This window comes from Thermogemmatispora sp. (assembly GCF_019683635.1).
Taxonomy (GTDB): domain Bacteria; phylum Chloroflexota; class Ktedonobacteria; order Ktedonobacterales; family Ktedonobacteraceae; genus Thermogemmatispora.
In genome coordinates, this window is sequence record NZ_JADGIA010000102.1 from 1 (window position 1) to 18,050 (window position 18,050).

Genomic DNA, 18,050 nt, shown 5'->3' on the forward strand with positions numbered 1-18,050 from the left:
GGCCAGGGTCTCCTCGATCTGCTGCAGGGGGAGCTGGTTGACGCGGGCCAGGGCGGGGGCGACGCTGTGCAGGGAGGCGAGCAGGCCCTGTCGGAAGAGGGGGGCGCCGCAGGCTTTGCCTGCGAGGGGGGCCTCCCAGTGGCGCACGATCGGGTCGAGGCCGAGGCTGCGCAGCCAGTCGGGGAGCTGCAGGGGAGCGGCCAGGTGCAGGCCGCGGCGGGCGGCCAGGGCTTCGAACCAGGTGCGGACCTGGGCATGGCGTGAACCTTCGTGGAAGACTTCGTTGGTGGCTTCGACGAGTTCGAGCCAGCCGCCGGGGCGGGTGACGCGCAGCAGGTCGGCGAGGACGCCGGGCCAGGCGGTGAGGGGGATGGCGGCGGCGAGGAGGCGCTGATGGACGTAGTCGAAGGAGGCGTCGGGGAAGGGGAGACCGCTGAGGAGGTCGGCCTGAATGGATTGGCAGCGTGGGGGCAGGGGAGTACGCAGGAGGGAGAGGTCTTTGTCGAGGGCGATGAGCTGGGCCTGGCGCCAGTGCCGGGCGGCCTCGCGTAGCCAGATGCCGGTACCGCTGCCGACGTCGAGGATGGCCTGCGGGTGCTGGACGGGAGCCAGGAAGTGGGTGCCGAGCAGTTGGCGCAGGGCGAAGTGTTGCAGGTCGAGGCGGTCCTGTTCCTGGCGCGAGCGGGGCAGGACGTAGGTCTCGTCGGGACCGCTGGGAGCCAGGGAACCGGCGGCGTCCTGGGCGGTCTGGCTGGCTGGGAAGCCGAGCAGACGGGCAAGCCAGTGGCGGATCATGCGCGCTCCTCCTCTTCTGTGGTCTGGTGGGAGAGCAGACAACGTAACTGGGCAGCCCACTGCAAGCGCGATAGGCGTGGCAGGACAATAGGCTGCGGCGTGGTGAGGCAGAGGTCACGCAGGCGACAGCGCGCGCAAGGGCGTACGATCTGCCCGGGCGCTCGGAATGAAGCAGGTTGGGGTGCGGTGGCCATTGTCTCTTTTTCCTCCTTTCTTGATCTTTCTTTTCTGCCTTGCCAGGCGCTACGCCGGGAGAAGGCGTTTGATCCGCGCTAACTCTTTCTCTATTAAAAGGAATTTTGTCCTCTCTGATGCTATCCCTCATGATAGCGCTTCCTTGCTTGCGTGAGCCTGGCTTGTTCGCTTATAATCCCTTTGAATAAGCTACTCTACACGAGCTGGGCGGCAGCCAGGATCTGTCTCATGCTGTTAAATTGTAGCGGCTGTTTTGGCAGTTGTTCCTTGAATAACCCGTCTTCTGGCCATGACTTGTGCTGCTTTTTGCAATGAGTATAAGGAGAAAGAGCTGATGAGAAACGAGGCATTGCGTTTGGCGCGCAAGCGTCGCGGGTGGAGTCAGCGCGAGCTGGCCGATTTTGCGGGGGTCTCGCTCTCGACGGTCGAGCGGGCTGAACGCGGCGAGGCGATCCGCATTGATAGCATCCAGCGTTTGAGTCGCTGCCTTGAGGCCTCGCCCGAAGCGTTGGGTCTCTTGGGCTTGCCAGCCGAGGAAGGCTCTGGCCGTGCTCTGGCTGAGGATCTGCGTGTGTTGATGGCGCCTGCCGGCCAGGAGTTGCCGCCACTCGCCCAGCTTTGCGCTCAAGACCTGCTGGTTGCCTATCAGCGAGGCATCAGGGCCCTGCAAGATCTCTACTTTGGCGGCGCCCCTGCTCAGGTAGAGGCCCTGCTCCCCCTCTATAGGGAGCAAATCATGCTGCTGGCCCAGTCGCCGACGCTGAGCCAGGCAGGAGCCGCGGCGCTGGCGGCTCAGTCCCAGTTGCTGACCTGCGAGCTGGGCACCGATCGCGAAGACTTCGGGCAGGCAGCGCGCGCGGGCAAACAGGCGCTGGAGCTGGCCAGGCAGGCTGATGATCGGAATCTGGAGGTGGCGGCCTGGATTGGCTTGGCTAACCTCCATTTTCACCAGCGGCAAAGCAAGGCGGCGCTCTTGTGCTATCAGCAGGCTGTGGCGCGCTTCACTCCCGCGGTCACTCCTTTGCTGAAAGGGCGCACGTATGCGGGATTGGCTGAGGTCTATGCGATGCGACAGGCCCGACAAGAGGCGCTGCGGGCGCGTGGACTGGCCTATGAACTCTATCCGCAGCGGCCTGAAGAAGACCCAGCCTATGGCTATCAGCGATCGAGCCGCTACTCGCTCTATGTCTTTGGAGATGCGCAGACACAGCTCTTTCTGGGACAGCCGGAAGCAGCAGAGAAGGCGCTGCAGTCGGCAGAGAAAAAAACGAGTGATATAGAGAGAGAACCGATCACAAGGGTGGATCTGCTCTACTACTATGCGCAGGTGCGCCTGCAGCAGGGATGGATAGAAGAGACCGGCAGCGTCGTGGCTGAGGCGGTGCAGTTGGCGCGCCGACTGGGGTCGCGGCTCTACTTCAACAAGCTGGCAGAGGTCTATGAGCGTCTGCGGGGGCGCTGGCCGCATGAGCGGCAGGTCGTCAAGGAGCTGGAAGATCTCTTTCAGCCCTGGTAGCGGAAGCGAGCGAGCATATGCCAGGGGTCGGGTCTGCTCAGTGTGCTTCGTGTCCCTAAACGGGCTTAAGCGGTGTTCGGACACCCTGGCCGTTCAGGCGGCCAGGGTACTTTTTTGAGTTTCAATCCCTAAACGGGCTTAAGCGGTGTTCGGACGCAATGTCTCCTGCTGCAGGGAGCTGGCCCAACCGTTCCAATCCCGAAACGGGCTTAAGCGGTGTTCTGACTCTGCTGGCCAGAGCAGGCAGTCTTGTTATTTCCAATCCCGAAACGGGCTTGAGCGGTGTTCTGACGGTCCCCGGTGAGTTTGTCTGGCTGGCGCGCGTCTGGTTCCAATCCCGAAACGGGCTTAAGCGGTGTTCGGACCTACAATGGCATCGTTCGGAATGATCATGTGTGGTTGCGGTTCCAATCCCGAAACGGGCTTAAGCGGTGTTCGGACGGAGAATCAGGAGACATGAAGCCACAAGCATTCTATGTTCCAATCCCTAAACGGGCTTAAGCGGTGTTCGGACGGTACCCCTTCTAAGATAGCATCTGGAGCGGCCTCTGTCAAGGCTTTTCGATGATCCCAAAAAATCGGTCATCAGTGACCGCATTCGTGCGGCTATGTTGCCAGCCACTTTGACTCTCGGACCGCTTCAAAAGCCATTCGAGGATCGCTGCGTGGAAAGTCGGGAGCCGAGATCCTCGAAGCGACAGGCACCAGAAATATATTCTGCATTCGAACGGTATTTCTGGCAAAAGAAAATATAAAAAGAACACCGCCAGCTTGTCCCGAGCACCTTCGCCATCACTTCACTCAACGACGCCGTCCCTCAGCGCTCAGATACCCCGGCCCGCCAGAGGAGCAGCAGGTCTCTTCCTCGGCAGCAGATCAGGCCCTTCTCCTGGCGCTCGAACAGGAGATCGACCTTGCCCAGCTCAGCTTTGAGCATCGCAATCTCCTCTTGCAATGGTGCCAGATACTTCCTGAAGGCAGACGCTGTTTCCAACCACGTGGGCTGCTCAAAGCGAGACCGCCCGGCCCGCCCTCAGCGGTACCATCCCGAGCTGGGCCCGTCAAGCGGTCGCAGGCCCATTCCGGCCATCAGCGCCAGCCAGCCCGCGCGCTCGCCCCTCCTCTGCTCGGCTCCCTCCTTCTCCCCGCTTGACTTTCGTTTATCGATAATTTATTCTTGATTGGTAGAGAGCAGCGGCACAGAGACATGTGCCTGCCAGCCTGGCTAGCCGGGACCTGCTCTTACTGGCTTGCTGCCACGTGCGCCCGCCGTGTGCACGCGCCACACGGTCGCGGCCAGCGTTCAGCGCGAGGAACGCTTACACCCGACCAGGGCCGGCCAGATCACCGGCCCGCCAAGCAGGGCCGCAGCGCACCACCGCCGTGCCCGCGGTCCGGTCGGGACCCGTTTTCAGAGAGGAAGGCTTATTTTATGAGCAGCAACGACGAAGTCCTGGGCACATTCTACGGCGACGAGAGCTTTCCCATCACCTGGGAAGAGGGCGAGCAGGAACTGTTCTGGATCTACGACGACCTGCACATTCCTAACCCCGTCTCGCCCATGTTCTTCGACATCGGCGGCTGGTGGCTCACCTGTGACCACATGTTCCGGCGCTTCGGCACCCCCTTCGCCTGCGACTGGATCGCCAAAAACATCAACGGCTACGTCTACACCGCCGCCGTGCCCGCCGACTCCTCACTGCACGCCGAAGCCACCGAATACCAGGCGCGCTACGTCCCGCGCGTCCCGCGCGATCCCGACTATCCCCAGAAAATCGGCGCCTACATGAACGCCGTCCTGCCGCACTACGCCCACAACTTCCTCGACTGGTGGCAGACACGGCTGCGCCCCGAAATGGAGCGCAACTTTGCCTATCTCGACAACTACGATACCGAGCATGCCAGCCTCGTCGAACTGGCCGTCCTCCTGGAGGACGCCATCGACATCCACGACCGACACTGGAAAATCCACTGGATGCTCAACTTTGCCCAGTTCTCTTCGACCCTCAACCTCAACGCCCTCATTCAGGAAATCAAAGGCGCAGTCGATCCCAACCTGATGGGGCGCCTGCAAAGCTCGCTGGCCGACCGTAACTGGGACTCCATCGAGGCCCTCTGGCGCATCAAAGAAGAGATCAAGGCCGACGACGACCTGCGCCAGCTCTTCAAGCGCGGCGAAACCGCCGCCGACATCTGGCGTGCCCTGCAACAATCCTCGCGCGGCCAGCAGCTCATTCGCGAGCGCATCGAACCCTATCAGCAAGAATTCGGCTACAAATCGATCTGGTCCCATGAATTCGCCTTCCCCACCTGGAAGGAGCAGGCCACCCCGATCATCGAAATCCTGCGCGGCTACCTGGAGACCGACTACGACTATCCGCGCACCATCCAGGGCGTACGCGAAGACCTCGACCGCGCCATTCACGAACTGATGGACGACGTCCCACCGGGCGAAGGGCGCGAGCGCCTGCAGCAGGCCCTCGACCTCTCGCTGCGCATGAACCCGCTCACCCCTGATCACCACTTCTACATCGACCAGGGGACCAACGCCCGCCTGCGCCTGGTGCTCATCGCCATCGGCAAGAAGCTGGTCCAGGCCAGGCTGCTCGACGACCCCGAGGACGTCATGTATCTGCGCTACAACGAGCTGCGCCTGCTCATGACCAATCCCGGCGCCGTGCCCGCCCGCGAGCTGGTCTCACAGCGGCGCGACGAACGCGAGCGTGCCTATCAGATTCGCCCGCGCGAATGGGTTGGCACAGCCACCAAGACGGCCCTGGCTTTCCCCTACAACGCCCTCTGGGGCTTCCCGGAGAAGTTCTACAAGCAGCCGGCCCAGAAGAGCGACGAGATCCGCGGCCTGGCCGCCTCGCCCGGCGTCGTCGAAGGCCCGGCGCGCGTCGTCCTCTCGCTGGAGCAATTCGACCAGGTGCGCGAAGGCGACATTCTGGTCTGCCGCATGACAAATCCCGCCTGGGTCGTCCTCTTCACGCGCATCGTCGGCCTCGTCACCGACGCCGGCGGCGTCACCTCGCACCCGGCGGTCGTCTCGCGCGAATTCGGCATTCCGGCAGTGGTCGGCACCTCCGACGCCACCCAGCGCATCAAGACGGGCGACCGCATCCGCGTCAACGGTGCCACCGGCGTAGTGGAGGTCCTTGCTTGACGCTGACACGCAAGAGCCTGCGCCAGCAGATCAAAGAGATCCTGCTGACGCGCATCCTGCAGGGCGAGTACCAGCCCGGCGACCGCCTGATCGAGCTGCAGATCGCGCAGGAATTCGGCACCAGTCAGGCGCCGGTGCGCGAATCCCTGCGCGAGCTAGAGGCGCTGGGCTTCGTCGAGTCGATCCCCTACCGCGGGGCGCGCGTTCGCGCCGTCTCGCAGCAGGAGCTGGCCGAAGTCTACCCCGTCCGCGCCGCCATCGAAGAGGTGGCGGCCCGGGCGGCGGCGGCCCGCCTGGCCGGCGACGTCAGCGCCCTGGAGGCCGAGATCGCCGCCATGCACCGCGCCGCCGACGACGGCGACCTCTACGCCCAGGTCTGTCACGACGTCGCCTTTCACCGCCTGATCGTCGAAGCCTGCGGCAACCGCGTCCTGCAGGAAGTCTGGCGCTCACTGCGCATCGAGGCCCGCACCCTCATCAGCGTCGTCAAAACCGAAATCGAGCCGCACCAGCTGGCCGACATGCACCGTCCCATTCTGGAGGCGCTGCGCGCCGGCGATGGCGAGCTGGCAGGCCGCCTGTTGCGCCAGCATGTCGAATTCTTCGGGGAACTGGTCCTGAAAGGAGAACACGCATGACTCGCCTTGTCGATCTCTCGATGCCGGTGCACAAAGGCATGATGACCTTTCCTCGGGTCGTGCCGCCGGCCCTGCTGATGTACGAGACCTGGCAGGAATTCGCCGAGGGCATCGGCGCCGCCCAGTACGGCGCCACCTGGCTCACGGCCTCCTACCTCGTCATCCAGGGCGACCACATCGGCACCCACTGCGACGCCCTCAAGCACGTGCGCGGCCCCGAGGCGCCCGGTCCCGAGGGCATCCCTCTGGAATACTGCTACTCCGACGGCGTCGTCCTCGACTTCCGTGACAAGCCCTACGGCTACGGCATCACGCGCGCCGACATTGAGGAGGCCCTCGCCAGAATCAACTACACCCTCAAGCCGCGCGACATCGTCCTGATCCAGACCGGCGCCTCAGCCTACAACACCGAGCCGCGCTATCTCACCGACCACTGCGGCATGACCGCCGAGGCCACCCGCTACCTGATCTCACAGGGCGTGCGCATGATGGGCACCGATGCCCCCACCTTTGACCCGCCCGTCTGGGCCATGTTCGAGCGCAAACAGTTCTGGGAGGCCCACCTGGTCATGAAAGAAGAGGACTACTGGCACCTGGAGAACCTGGTCAACCTTGATCAGCTGCCGCCCTGCAACTTCAAGGTCGCCGTCTTCCCCATCAAATGGGTCGGCACGACCGGCGCCCCTGTGCGCGCCGTCGGCATTATCGAAGATGAGAGCTAGCCTGAGCCGACAGCCCGGGCGCAGCTGCCAGGGCCTGCATCCATCCAACACGGAGACGAGAGAAGGAGAGCATCATGCGACAGCAAGTGCAGCAGGGGGCCATTCTCTGGTTCGACGAAGCGGCCTGCTGTGACGTGCGCCAGGCCGGCGGCAAAGGGGCCAGCCTGGCGACCATGACCGCCCAGGGCCTGCCAGTACCGCCAGGCTTCGTCATCCCGGCCTCGATCCTGGAGCAATCCGTCGAGCGCGAGCGGCTGCTAGAGCTGACCCTGGCCCAGCGCCACGCCGAGGCCCAGGCCCTGGTCCGCCAGGCCGAACCGCCGCGCGCCGCCATCAGCGCCGCCTACGAGCGCCTGGCGCCCGGCAACGGCCTGGTCGCCGTGCGCTCCTCGGCCTGCGCCGAAGACTCCGAAGCGGCCAGCTACGCCGGCCAACAGGAGACCTACCTCAATGTGCGCGGAGCCGAGGAGGTCTGTCGCCGCGTCGTCGACTGCTGGGCCTCCTTCTTCAGCGAGCGGGCCATCTTCTACCGGGCGCGCAAAGGCTCGCTGCACGACCTCGGCATGGCCGTCGTCGTCCAGAAGATGCTGGCCCCCGAGAAATCCGGCGTCCTCTTCACCGTTGACCCGGTCAACCGGCGCCGCGATCGCCTGATCATCGAGGCGGTCTTTGGCCTCGGCGAGCAGGTCGTTTCGGGCGAGGTCACGCCCGATCACTACGTCGTTGACCGCGCCGGCACCATCAAGCGCGAGCAGATCGTCGGCGCACAGCGCGTGCTGGAGCCGGAGGAGATTCGCCGCCTGACGGAGCTGGGCCTGCACCTGATGGAGCTGTTCGGCCAGCCCCAAGATATCGAATGGGCCATCGAACATGGACAGCTCTACCTGCTCCAGTCGCGGCCCATTACCACCCTTTGAGCGGCGGTGCGCTGCTTCTTCTTTTTCTTCTTCTTCCTTGCCAGGCTCGCCCGCCCTGCCGCGGCGGCCCCACTCATAGGGGTGAGGCCGGCTCTGGACGGGGCGGGCGAGTGGGTGGAACGGCTGGCGCTGACCCACCCCGGCAGAGAGGCAGCGATGCGCCGCCTGTCGGCCAACGAACGTACAAGCAAGTAAGTAAGAGAGAGCGCGAGAGCTAGCGAGCGAACTAGAAAGAAGCTGGAAGCCCTATGGCCAGACCAATTCCTGCGTGGCTTGCCCCGACCTCCCTGGAGGAGGCTCTGGAGCTGCGCGCCCGCTATGGTGAGGAGGCGATCGTGGTGGCCGGCGGCACCTTTGTCGGCATCCTGATCAATCAGGGTCTGCTGCAGCCGGCGGCCCTCCTGGCCCTGCGCCGGGTCAGGGAACTGGCCTATCTCCGCGTCGAGGATGCCAGCGCCGCAGGCCGGCCCCTGCTGCGCATCGGCGCCATGACCACTCACCGCGCCCTGGAGCGCTCGCCGCTGGTCCAGCGCGGCTGGCCGGTGCTGGCCAGCACCTTCGCTCTGGTCGCCAGTCCGCGCGTCCGCAACCAGGCCACCGTTGGGGGCGTCCTGGCCGACGCTGACTACGCCTCCGACCCGCCGGCCCTGCTCCATGCTCTGGGCGCCAGCGTCGTCGCGCGCAGTCCCCAGGGGCAGCGCCTGATTCCCGTCGAAGAGCTGATCGTCGGCCACTACGAAACCAGCCTGCGCCCCGACGAGCTACTCACCGAAATCCAGGTTCCCGGAGGCCTCGAAGGGGCCGTCTACCGCAAATTCCGTTCACGCTCCAGCGAAGACCGCCCCTGCGTGGCCGTCGCTGCCGTGCGTCGCGAGGGGCGCCTGCGCGTCGCCGTCGGCGCCGTCGCCGAGCGCCCGCAGTATTTTCCCGAGATCTGCGCTCTGGCGGCAGGCCAGCCAACGATCGAACCAGAGCTGGCGCGCGAAATCGGCGAGCGCTACGCCGCCGCCATTGATCCCCTCAGCGATGCCCGCGGCTCCGCCCACTACCGCCGGCGCGTCATCGCCGTCGAAGTACGCCGGGCCCTGGAAGATCTCAACCGGATCATCGCAGCGAGAGGAGGGAGCCAGAGCCATGCCTGAGCCAGGCGACAACACCCATTATGCTGAGCCTGATCCACGCGTAACCGGGGCCATCCGCTACGCCCAGGATGTCGAGCTACCCGATATGCTCTATGCCTGTGTTGTGCGCTCGCCCTACGCTCATGCGCGGGTGCTGCGCGTCGACACCTCGGCCCTGCCCGCCGACGTCGTCGCCCTGACCCCGGACGACGTGCGCTCTCTCGGCCTCTATGGCTGCCAGATCAAAGATCAACAGGTGCTGGCCGTTGAGCGCGCCCTCTACATTGGCGATCCCGTGGCCGCCGTGGCCGCTGCCACTCCGCGGGCCGCGCGCGAAGCCGCCGAACTGATCGAGGTCGACTACGAAGAGCTGCCGGCGGTCTTCGACGCCGTCGAGGCCATCCAGCCGGGGGCGCCCCTGCTTCATGAAGATCTGGCCATCTCCGACAACGACGCCGCCTACTTCGGCATGCGTCCCGAGCCGCAGCGCAACGTCTGCCATCACTTTCGCATCCGCCACGGCGACGTCGAGCAGGGCTTTGCCGAGGCCGAGGTCATCGTCGAAGAGACCTATCGCACACCCAGCGCCCAGCACGTCCCGATGGAGCCGCATGCCTGCCTGGCACATTGGACCCCCGAGGGGCGGCTAGAGGTCTGGACGGGAACGCAGACGCCCTTTAACCTGCGCATGGACCTGGCCGGCATCTTCGGCCTGCCCCAGGAGCATATTCGCATCATCGCCCCGCCGATGGGCGGCGCCTTCGGGGCCAAGACCTTCGTGCGCTACGAGGCCATTGTCGCCTGCCTGGCGCGCAAAGCCGGTCGGCCCGTCAAGCTCGTCCTGCGGCGTGACGAGGAATGGCTGACGCTCAACCGCCATCCGGCGACCATCCACGTCAAGCTTGGAGCCAAACGCGATGGCACCCTGGTCGCCAAGCAGGTCACCTGCTGGGTCAACACCGGCGCTTACGCCGACTGCGGCCCCGGCGTCGCCCAGAAAATGGGCTTCGCCTCGCCCGGTCCCTATCGCATCCCCCATGTCTGGGTCGACTCCTACTGCATCTACACCAACTTGCCGTCTAACGGCGCTTTCCGCGGCTACGGGGCCACGCAAGCCGTCTGGGCCTCGGAGCGCACGATGGACCTGCTGGCCGAGCGCCTGGGCCTGGACCCCCTTGAGCTGCGCCTCAAGAATGTCCTGGTTGACGGCGACCGCTACTGCACGGGCGAGGTCATGCACGATGTCCATTTCGCCGACTGCCTCAAGGCGGTGGCCGAGCAGATCGGCTGGCAAGGCGGGCGCCGCGGCAAGGGCCTGGCCGTGCTCCTCAAGGGCATGCAGACGCCAAGCCGGGCCTCGATCGTCGTCGAGGCCAACGAGGACGGCAGCTACACCGTCCACTGCGCGACCGCCGAGATGGGCCAGGGAGCCTGGCGCGCCATCCGCATGCTGGCCGCCGAGCAGCTCGGTGTACCGGTGGAGCGCGTGCACTTCCCCGTACCGGACACCGACATCGTGCCCTACGATACTCGCACCACCTCCAGCCGCTCAACCTACATGATGGGGCGGGCATTGGTGGAGGCCGTGCGCCAGCTCAAGGAAAACGGCGAGCTGGGCTACGGCGAGTGCGTCAACGAGGGCGGTCTCGATCCCGATACCGGCCAGGGCATCGCCTCGACCCACTGGCATCAGGGGGCCGCTGCCGCCGAAGTGCGTGTCGACGAGGAGACCGGCAAGCTGGAGGTCGTCCACCTGCACACGGCTATCTACGCCGGGCGCGTCGTCAATCCGCCGGCGGCCCAGTTGCAAAACGAAGGCTCGATGATCATGGGCCTCGGGAGCGCCCTCTTCGAGGAGATCGCCTTTAGCGAGGGCCAGGTCACCAACGCCAATCTCTCCGACTACAACATTCCGGCGGCGGACGATCTGCCACGCCTGACCTACGAGCTGATCGAGCGACCGGGCGCCGAGATCCACGGGCTGGGCGAGACAGCCTTGCCGCCGGTGCCCGCCGCCATCGGCAATGCCCTCTTCTCGCTCGGCATTCATGTACGCGACCTGCCGCTCACGCCTGAGCGCGTCCTCGAAGCGAGCGAGCGCCGCCGGGCCGCGCCGGTCTGAGTCAGGACGGAGGGGGAGAAGCAAGGGAAGGAGCGCCATCATGGCTGCAATGGAGATCCATTTCACGCTGAACGGCCAGCCGGTGACGGTGCAGGCCGAGCCGGACGAAATGCTGCTGGAGGTCCTGCGCCGCGAGCTGGGCCTGCGCAGCGTGCGCGAGACCTGTGGCCTGGGCATCTGCGGCGCCTGCACGGCCCTGCTCAACGGCCAGCCCATCTCGACCTGTATCCTGCTGGCGCCGCTGGCCGAGGGCTGCGAGATCACTACTGTGGAGGGCCTCGGCGGTCGTCATCCGGTCCAGCGCGCCTTTGAAGAAGTGCAGGCTTTCCAGTGCGGCTACTGCACCCCGGGCATGATCCTGACCATCAAGGCCCTGCTGGAGGAGCAGCCGGAGCCGGATGAGGAGACGATCAGGCGCGCGCTCGGGGGCAATCTCTGCCGCTGTGGCTGCTATCTCAAGATCATCCAGGCCGCCCAGCGCGCCGCGGCCCTGCTGGCCGAAGAACGGCGGCGCCAGCCGCAGCCGGGGCCAGCCTCTATCTCGTAATGCCGCCGTGTTATCCTTCTTAGAGAAGAAGAGAGAGGATCAGGAGTCGCCTACCATGAAATTTGTAACCTACGATGCTGGCCAGGGGCCGCGCGTCGGCCTGCTCGAAGGAGAGCAGATCTTTGATGTGGGCTTCACGGGCGACATGGTGGCCTTCATCGAAGCCGGGGCCCCCATTGCCCGGCGGGAGCCTGTCAGCGGGGCGCGTCTGCTGGCGCCGCTGCGCCCTCGTTCCCTGCGCGATTTTCTGGCCTTCGAGGGCCACCTCAAGAACGCGATGGGGCGCCTCGGACGACCCATCGCCCCCGAATGGTACACGGTGCCGGCCTACTACAAAGGGCTGCCCGATACGGTCATCGGTCCCGAGGAAGAGATCCCCTGGCCGGCCTACACCGAGCGCCTCGACCACGAGCTGGAGCTGGCCGCCATCATCGGGCGGCGCGGCAAGGACATCCCCAAAGAGGAGGCCATGCACTACATCTTTGGCTACACCATCTGGAACGATGTATCGGCCCGCGACGTGCAGACGCGCGAGCTGCCCGTCAACATGGGACCCTGCAAGGCCAAGGATTGGGATGGCTCCAACGTGCTGGGACCCTGCATCGTTACCGCCGATGAGATCGATCCGGGCAACCTGCGCATGGTCGTGCGCGTTAACGGCGAGGTCTGGGGCGAGGACAACTCGGGCCACATGCACCATACCTTTGCCGACATGATCGCCTATGCCTCCCAGGCCCAGACCCTCTATCCCGGCGAGGTCTTTGGCTCCGGCACCGCCGCCGGCGGCTCCGGTCTGGAGCTGGATCGCTGGCTGCGCGAGGGCGACGTGGTCGAGCTGGAGATCGAAGGGATCGGCGTTCTGCGGAACCGCATCGGCAAAAAACAGCAGAAGAGAGGAGCGTAACGCAAGCTATGGCCTACATTGTTGCTGCCTATTGGCGCGCCAAGCCGGGTCAGGAGGAGACCATCCGCCGCGTGCTGGAGATCATGACGCCCCTGTCGCTCCAGGAGCCTGGTTGTCTCTTCTACCAGCCGCATCGCTCGCCCGACGACCCGCGCCTCTTCTTCATCTATGAGCAATACGCTGACGAGGCGGCCTACGAGGCCCATATGGCCACTCCCCATTTCGAACAATATGTCAAGGGCGAGGCCATTCCCAATCTGGAGAGCCGCGAGCGCCACTTTTTCTGGACGCTCTGATGTGCCGCGTCCGCGCGGAGAGGAAGCAGCGCCCACCTGCAGGCTGGCTCACCCGCCTGGCGGGCTGGCCTGCAGCCCATCCCATTACATACTATTAAGGAATCCATTGAACAGAACGAAGGCAAGGCTATGACCAGAATTGTCGATCTTACGCCGGCGGTCCCCGAGGGCTTCAAGGGACCTCCGTCGACCAACATCGGCGTTCACTTCGAAGTGCGCACTAAAGTTGGCGAAGGGGCCAGAGGCGAGCGGCCCTACTGGCAATCGGGCCAGGTGACCATGAGCCTGCATACGGGCTGTCATGTCGAGTCGGCCCTGCACTGCTTCGAAGGCGGCGAGGCCATCGACCAGGTCGCCCTTGAGCGCGTCATCGGCAGCGCCGTCGTCCTCGACCTCACGCCCGTTGAGGAGCGCATGCTCATCGACGTCCCGCTGCTGGAGCGGGCAGTCGAGCGCCTGCGCGCTCGCGGCGAAGAGCTGCGCCCGGGCGACATCCTGCTCTTGCGCAGCGACTGGGCCCAGCGCGCCATCGGTACGCCGCGCTACTTCCCGCGCTCGCCGGCCCTGACCGAAGCGGCGGCCCACTGGCTGGTCGCGAAGCAGCCCAAGAGCATCGGCTGCGACTTCTTCGAGGAGCCGGCGGCCCGTGAGCAGGGCTGGACCGCCGATCAGTTCGTGGTCCATCGCGCCATTCTCGGGGCGGGTATTCCCCTCATTGAGGGGCTGGTCAACCTGGCGCAGTTGCCACCGCGCTGCCAGTTCTTCGCCCCCTTCTATCACTTTGCCGGCATCGACAGCGCCCCGGCGCGCGCCTTCGCCCTCATCCCGGAGGAGCAGCCATGAGCGAGCGGCCCGCGCCGCTAGTGATCCAGCTCCTGCGACACGGGCGCGTCGCCTCGCATCGCGGCGATGTCCCCGTGACCGAGGAGGGCAGGCAAGAGATCGCACGCCTGGCCGAAGCGCTGGCCGAACGCCTGCAGCCCGGCGAAGAGATAATCATCTTGCACGCCGCGCCCCGACGCGCCAGCGAGACCGCTCAAGTCCTCTACGAGGTTCTCAGTCGCGCCTGCACCGCCCGCGCCAGCGAGGCAGCCAGACCGGAGGAGCGCATTGTCATCCACGAGCCACGGCGCAACGATGCTCTGCGCACGCCCGACCTCTACCTGGCTGGCACGCGCGTCGAGATGGTCAGCAGCGCTGCCGCCCTCGTGGAGCAACTGCCATCCTGGTGCGGCCTCAGCGCCGAGGACGTCGCCCGTCATCCCTTCTGGCAGGGCTTCTGGAGCACGCCCGACCGCATCGGCTACTGGGTCAGGCTGGCTGATCCGCCGGGCGAAAACTCGCTGTGCGCGGCGCGGCGCCTCTGGACCTTCGCGCGCAGCTTGGCCGACGGCCCGCATCGCCAGCCGCGGCGCTACCTCTGCGTCTCCCATTCGCCGCTCCTGCGCGCCTTCCTGCGCCACTACCTCTTTGACGGCGTCGACCCGGGCGAACCCGAGTATGGCGAGGCCATCGACATCGAGGCTCAGCCTGACGGCGCCTTGCAGATCCGTTATCGCCAGAATCAGCGCCTGCTGACCTGAGCGGCCCGGCAGCCCGGTCCGGTCTGTCGCTCCCGCTTCGCCAGCAGGCGCGGAGAGGGCAGGCAGGCAGGCCGGACCGACCCGCCGCTCAAGGAGTGGGCGCCTCCGACTCCGGCGAGAACTCGACCAGGCCGTGCTGGCCCCCACTCTTGCGCGCCACGTAAGCCTGCTCCAGCGTAATCGTGTGGTCGACCGCCTTGCACATATCGTAGATTGTCAAAGCGGCCACCGTCGCCGCCGTCAGCGCCTCCACCTCAACGCCCGTCTTGTAGGTCGTGCGCGCGCTCGTCTCGATCAGAATCAGCCCCTGCTCGCGCTGCAGCTCAAAGCTGACGCCGACGTGCGTCAGCGGCAGCGGATGGCAGAGCGGAATCAGCTGCGGCGTTGCCTTGGCAGCCATAATAGCCGCGATGCGCGCCACCTCCAGCACGTTGCCCTTGGCAATCTGGTTCCGCTCGATGAGCGCCAGCGTCTGCGGCTGCAGGCGCACACGGGCCCGGGCAGTGGCCTCGCGCAGGGTTTCCGCCTTCTCGCTCACATCGACCATGCGCACATGGCCGCCAGCGTCCACGTGGCTCAGCTGAGCCGAAGACTCCTCTGGCCCAGGCATCGCACAATTCCCCCTTTCGCCTGCCTTCTGCAGGTCTTTCAGTCTTTCCCGTTGGCCTGCCTGTCCAGGTAGGTTGCCGAATCAGGCCGCTCATCCGGTTCTGCCGGCAGTATATCATGACGAGCTGCGGGGAAGCCAGGAGCGGGGCAATGCCGCTGACCGCTGGTCGCTGGGGCCGCGCCCATGATTCTAACATTCCTCTAACACAATTCCTACGGAACTCTAACGCTTCTCTTGTGTTGTTCTAACGGCGGATGTGGCATCTAGTATAGGCGGAGAGAACCCAGGACAGGACAGCAAGCCAAGAAGAGAGTCACTAAACGGTCGAGGTCGAGTAACGGACGGTGAGCAGCGGTCAGCGCCTCGCGCCTTGCCGTGTCGCACTGAGCGGAGTCAGGCCGTCCCAGACCGGCCCGGTGCAGGGACGGATGGACGGACGGGCGAAATCTAGCTGGAGCGGGCGGCGGGCAGGAGGCGAGACTGCGCCAGCCGTCCTTTTGTGAGCCTGCTTCTTCCCCTGGCCGGAGTTCACAACCGATCGATCGACCGACCAGCGGAACGAACGGAACGAACGAACAGCGAAGGGAGTGTGTGCGCATGGCGAAGATTCGTCCTGTAGGCGACCGCGTCGTGGTCAAGCCGCTTCCGAAGGAGGAAGTGACCAAGAGCGGGATCGTCATCCCCGATACAGCTAAGGAGAAGCCGCAGGAGGGCACAGTGATCGCCGTCGGCAGCGGGCGCCTGCTCGATAACGGGGACCGGGTGCCCATCGAGGTGCGCGAGGGCGATCACGTCTTGTTTGCCAAGTACGGCGGCACCGAGTTCAAGCTCGACAACGAGGAGTATCTGGTCCTCAAAGAGAGCGATATTCTGGCCGTGCTGAGCTGAACCGTCCTGAACGGGGCCGCGCGAGATCGCGCTCATCTCTCTTCTCATCTGTATTATCTACTTTAGTGAATGAACTGAACCACATCGTTACTTCTTACCGCTTGTCTTGAGGAAGCGCTTGCCAAGGCCGCGCGGGCCGCCCGGTCTGGCCGAGGCAGGCTGCTAGTGAGAAGAGAAGGCTGACGGGATACGCAAGCAAGCGCACAAGAAGACGCAGTAGTAGTAGTAGTAGTAGTTTGAAAGCGAGGTGGAGTACAGCGATGGCGAAGCAGCTGATCTTTGACGAGCAGGCGCGTCACGCTTTGAAGAAGGGTATTGACGTATTGGCGGAGGCCGTCAAGGTTACACTTGGCCCCAAGGGGCGCAACGTCGCGCTGGATAAGAAGTTTGGCGCGCCCAGCGTCACCCACGATGGCGTCACCGTCGCCAAGGAGATCCAGCTGGAGGACCCCTTTGAGAACATGGGGGCCCAGCTCCTGAAAGAAGCGGCCACCAAGACCAACGATGTCGCCGGCGATGGTACGACGACCGCCACCGTGCTGGCGCAGGCCATCGTCACTGAGGGTCTGAAGAACCTGGCCGCTGGTGCCAACCCGATGCAGCTCAAGCTCGGCATCGACAAGGGTACCGAGGCCGTTGTCGAATATATCCGCTCCAAGGCTATCCCCGTCGAGGGCAAGAAGGAAATCGCCCAGGTCGCCACAATCTCCGCCGCTGATGAGACCATCGGCAACCTGATCGCCGAGGTCATGGAGAAGGTCGGTAAGGACGGCGTCATCACCGTCGAAGAGTCCCGCGGCATCAACTTCGAGACCGAGTATGTCGAGGGCATGCAGATTGACCGCGGCTATATCTCCCCCTACTTCGTGACGAACTCCGAGAAGATGGAGGCCGTCATCGACGAGCCGTACATCTTGATCACCGATAAGAAGATCAGCGCCGTCCAGGATATCCTGCCTGTTCTGGAGCAGCTGACCCAGCAGGGCAAGCGCGAGATCGTCATCGTGGCGGAGGACGTCGATGGCGAGGCCCTGGCGACCCTGGTAGTCAACAAGCTGCGCGGCGTGCTGAATGTGCTGGCCGTCAAGGCCCCGGGCTTCGGTGATCGCCGCAAGGAGATGCTGCGCGACATGGCCATCCTGACTGGTGGCCAGGTGATCAGCGAGGAGATGGGCCGCCGCCTGGATAGCGCGACCGTGGCCGATCTGGGTCAGGCCCGCCGCGTGGTGGCGACCAAGGACAATATGACCATCGTTGAGGGCCGTGGCAATCCGGCTGACATCCAGGCCCGCATTCGCCAGATCAAGGCTCAGATCGAGGAGACCACCAGCGACTACGATCGCGAGAAGCTGCAGGAGCGCCTGGCGAAGCTGGCCGGTGGCGTGGCCCTGATTAAGGTCGGCGCCGGTACCGAGGTCGAGCTGAAGTATCGCAAGACGCGCGTGGAGGACGCCCTGTCGGCGACGCGCGCCGCGGTCGAAGAGGGTATCGTCCCCGGCGGTGGCGTGGCCCTGCTCAATGCCATCAAGGCCCTCGATAACGTGAAGCTGGAGGGCGACGCGGCCACGGGCGTGTCGATCCTGCGCCGCGCTCTGGAGGAGCCAATGCGCCAGCTGGCCATCAACGCGGGCCGCGATGGCTCGGTGGTGGTCGAGGGCGTGCGCCGCGCGCAGCAGGAGCAGAAGAACGAGAACGTTGGCTACAACGTGCTGACCGATCGCTACGAGGATATGGTCGCCGCCGGTATCATCGACCCGGCCAAGGTGACCCGCTCGGCCCTGCAGAATGCGGCCAGCATCGCCGCCATGATCCTGACGACGGAGGCCCTCGTCACCGATATTCCAGAGAAGGAGAAGGCCCCAGCGGCGCCGGCTCCTGAGTACTAGTCGTCTCTAGCAGATGAGCTGTCTATAGCTCTAGCGCTTCCGCTCTGGATACCTCAAGGAGACTCCCTGAAGCTTGTCGCCCCTTCCCCCGCCAACCAGGGGGAAGGGGCTTGGCTCTTTTTTTGGGGCTTAATTCCAATCCCT

At 65.0% G+C, this 18,050-nt stretch carries 17 protein-coding genes; 14 read left to right on the forward strand and 3 right to left on the reverse strand.

Annotation, left to right across the window (positions count from 1 at the left end):
• Both IRZ31_RS12445 and IRZ31_RS12450 read right to left on the reverse strand, forming a co-directional pair.
• On the reverse strand, nucleotides 1–795 hold a 795-nt coding region (locus IRZ31_RS12445), incomplete at its 3' end, for a class I SAM-dependent methyltransferase (protein ID WP_297154124.1).
• On the reverse strand, nucleotides 792–989 hold the full coding sequence (locus tag IRZ31_RS12450) for a hypothetical protein (protein WP_297154126.1): 198 nt from the start codon (nucleotides 987–989) through the stop codon (nucleotides 792–794). The genes IRZ31_RS12450 and IRZ31_RS12445, both read right to left, overlap by 4 nt.
• 335 nt (nucleotides 990–1,324) lie before the next feature.
• On the opposite strand from IRZ31_RS12450, the gene IRZ31_RS12455 reads away from it, so the two are divergent.
• The 12 genes from IRZ31_RS12455 (at nucleotide 1,325) to IRZ31_RS12510 (ending at nucleotide 14,522) form a co-directional block, all read left to right on the forward strand.
• A complete protein-coding gene (locus tag IRZ31_RS12455; RefSeq protein ID WP_297154128.1) occupies nucleotides 1,325–2,506 on the forward strand; it encodes a helix-turn-helix transcriptional regulator in 1,182 nt (393 codons plus the stop codon).
• Nucleotides 2,507–3,683: 1,177 nt separating this feature from the next.
• Complete coding sequence (locus IRZ31_RS12460; RefSeq protein ID WP_297154130.1) at nucleotides 3,684–5,672, forward strand: PEP-utilizing enzyme; 1,989 nt, start codon at nucleotides 3,684–3,686, stop codon at nucleotides 5,670–5,672.
• The gene (locus IRZ31_RS12465) at nucleotides 5,669–6,310 is read left to right on the forward strand and encodes a GntR family transcriptional regulator (protein ID WP_112432132.1); all 642 of its coding nucleotides are present in this window, start codon (nucleotides 5,669–5,671) and stop codon (nucleotides 6,308–6,310) included. Before IRZ31_RS12460 ends, IRZ31_RS12465 begins: the two co-directional genes overlap by 4 nt.
• The gene (locus tag IRZ31_RS12470) at nucleotides 6,307–7,032 is read left to right on the forward strand and encodes a cyclase family protein (protein ID WP_112432134.1); all 726 of its coding nucleotides are present in this window, start codon (nucleotides 6,307–6,309) and stop codon (nucleotides 7,030–7,032) included. The genes IRZ31_RS12465 and IRZ31_RS12470 overlap by 4 nt, the downstream gene beginning before the upstream one ends.
• 74 nt (nucleotides 7,033–7,106) lie before the next feature.
• Nucleotides 7,107–7,949, forward strand: coding sequence for a PEP/pyruvate-binding domain-containing protein (locus IRZ31_RS12475; RefSeq protein WP_112432136.1), 843 nt, complete (start codon nucleotides 7,107–7,109; stop codon nucleotides 7,947–7,949).
• A 248-nt stretch (nucleotides 7,950–8,197) separates the two neighbouring features.
• Nucleotides 8,198–9,091, forward strand: a complete 894-nt coding sequence (locus IRZ31_RS12480; RefSeq protein ID WP_297154136.1) for an FAD binding domain-containing protein — start codon at nucleotides 8,198–8,200, stop codon at nucleotides 9,089–9,091.
• Nucleotides 9,084–11,192 carry a xanthine dehydrogenase family protein molybdopterin-binding subunit gene (locus tag IRZ31_RS12485; RefSeq protein WP_297154138.1) on the forward strand — a complete coding sequence of 703 codons (2,109 nt, stop codon included), beginning with the start codon at nucleotides 9,084–9,086 and terminating at the stop codon, nucleotides 11,190–11,192. The genes IRZ31_RS12480 and IRZ31_RS12485 overlap by 8 nt, the downstream gene beginning before the upstream one ends.
• 40 nt (nucleotides 11,193–11,232) lie before the next feature.
• The gene (locus IRZ31_RS12490; RefSeq protein ID WP_297154140.1) at nucleotides 11,233–11,739 is read left to right on the forward strand and encodes a (2Fe-2S)-binding protein; all 507 of its coding nucleotides are present in this window, start codon (nucleotides 11,233–11,235) and stop codon (nucleotides 11,737–11,739) included.
• A gap of 55 nt (nucleotides 11,740–11,794) precedes the next feature.
• Nucleotides 11,795–12,643, forward strand: coding sequence for a fumarylacetoacetate hydrolase family protein (locus IRZ31_RS12495; protein WP_112432142.1), 849 nt, complete (start codon nucleotides 11,795–11,797; stop codon nucleotides 12,641–12,643).
• A gap of 8 nt (nucleotides 12,644–12,651) precedes the next feature.
• Nucleotides 12,652–12,939: a putative quinol monooxygenase gene (locus tag IRZ31_RS12500; RefSeq protein WP_052890363.1), complete on the forward strand. Its 288-nt coding sequence runs from the start codon at nucleotides 12,652–12,654 to the stop codon at nucleotides 12,937–12,939.
• Nucleotides 12,940–13,068: 129 nt separating this feature from the next.
• Nucleotides 13,069–13,782: a cyclase family protein gene (locus IRZ31_RS12505; protein WP_297154143.1), complete on the forward strand. Its 714-nt coding sequence runs from the start codon at nucleotides 13,069–13,071 to the stop codon at nucleotides 13,780–13,782.
• The gene (locus IRZ31_RS12510; protein WP_112432146.1) at nucleotides 13,779–14,522 is read left to right on the forward strand and encodes a histidine phosphatase family protein; all 744 of its coding nucleotides are present in this window, start codon (nucleotides 13,779–13,781) and stop codon (nucleotides 14,520–14,522) included. The genes IRZ31_RS12505 and IRZ31_RS12510 overlap by 4 nt, the downstream gene beginning before the upstream one ends.
• 88 nt (nucleotides 14,523–14,610) lie before the next feature.
• Here IRZ31_RS12510 and moaC read toward each other — a convergent pair whose 3' ends face one another.
• Complete coding sequence (moaC, locus tag IRZ31_RS12515; protein ID WP_112432148.1) at nucleotides 14,611–15,132, reverse strand: cyclic pyranopterin monophosphate synthase MoaC; 522 nt, start codon at nucleotides 15,130–15,132, stop codon at nucleotides 14,611–14,613.
• A gap of 597 nt (nucleotides 15,133–15,729) precedes the next feature.
• Here moaC and groES point away from each other — a divergent pair.
• Both groES and groL read left to right on the forward strand, forming a co-directional pair.
• Nucleotides 15,730–16,020, forward strand: coding sequence for a co-chaperone GroES (gene groES / locus IRZ31_RS12520; RefSeq protein ID WP_069805481.1), 291 nt, complete (start codon nucleotides 15,730–15,732; stop codon nucleotides 16,018–16,020).
• A 260-nt stretch (nucleotides 16,021–16,280) separates the two neighbouring features.
• Nucleotides 16,281–17,906 (forward strand): chaperonin GroEL, encoded by a 1,626-nt coding sequence (gene groL, locus IRZ31_RS12525; protein ID WP_112432150.1) that lies wholly within the window; start codon nucleotides 16,281–16,283, stop codon nucleotides 17,904–17,906.
• Nucleotides 17,907–18,050: the final 144 nt, after the last annotated feature.

Coding starts and splice junctions, on each gene's coding strand:
- IRZ31_RS12450 (WP_297154126.1), bottom strand. CDS start 989: ATGGCCACCGCACCCCAACCTGCTTCATTCCGAGCGCCCGGGCAGATC.
- IRZ31_RS12455 (WP_297154128.1), top strand. CDS start 1,325: ATGAGAAACGAGGCATTGCGTTTGGCGCGCAAGCGTCGCGGGTGGAGT.
- IRZ31_RS12470 (WP_112432134.1), top strand. CDS start 6,307: ATGACTCGCCTTGTCGATCTCTCGATGCCGGTGCACAAAGGCATGATG.
- IRZ31_RS12475 (WP_112432136.1), top strand. CDS start 7,107: ATGCGACAGCAAGTGCAGCAGGGGGCCATTCTCTGGTTCGACGAAGCG.
- IRZ31_RS12480 (WP_297154136.1), top strand. CDS start 8,198: ATGGCCAGACCAATTCCTGCGTGGCTTGCCCCGACCTCCCTGGAGGAG.
- IRZ31_RS12485 (WP_297154138.1), top strand. CDS start 9,084: ATGCCTGAGCCAGGCGACAACACCCATTATGCTGAGCCTGATCCACGC.
- IRZ31_RS12490 (WP_297154140.1), top strand. CDS start 11,233: ATGGCTGCAATGGAGATCCATTTCACGCTGAACGGCCAGCCGGTGACG.
- IRZ31_RS12495 (WP_112432142.1), top strand. CDS start 11,795: ATGAAATTTGTAACCTACGATGCTGGCCAGGGGCCGCGCGTCGGCCTG.
- IRZ31_RS12500 (WP_052890363.1), top strand. CDS start 12,652: ATGGCCTACATTGTTGCTGCCTATTGGCGCGCCAAGCCGGGTCAGGAG.
- IRZ31_RS12505 (WP_297154143.1), top strand. CDS start 13,069: ATGACCAGAATTGTCGATCTTACGCCGGCGGTCCCCGAGGGCTTCAAG.
- IRZ31_RS12510 (WP_112432146.1), top strand. CDS start 13,779: ATGAGCGAGCGGCCCGCGCCGCTAGTGATCCAGCTCCTGCGACACGGG.
- moaC (WP_112432148.1), bottom strand. CDS start 15,132: ATGCCTGGGCCAGAGGAGTCTTCGGCTCAGCTGAGCCACGTGGACGCT.
- groES (WP_069805481.1), top strand. CDS start 15,730: ATGGCGAAGATTCGTCCTGTAGGCGACCGCGTCGTGGTCAAGCCGCTT.
- groL (WP_112432150.1), top strand. CDS start 16,281: ATGGCGAAGCAGCTGATCTTTGACGAGCAGGCGCGTCACGCTTTGAAG.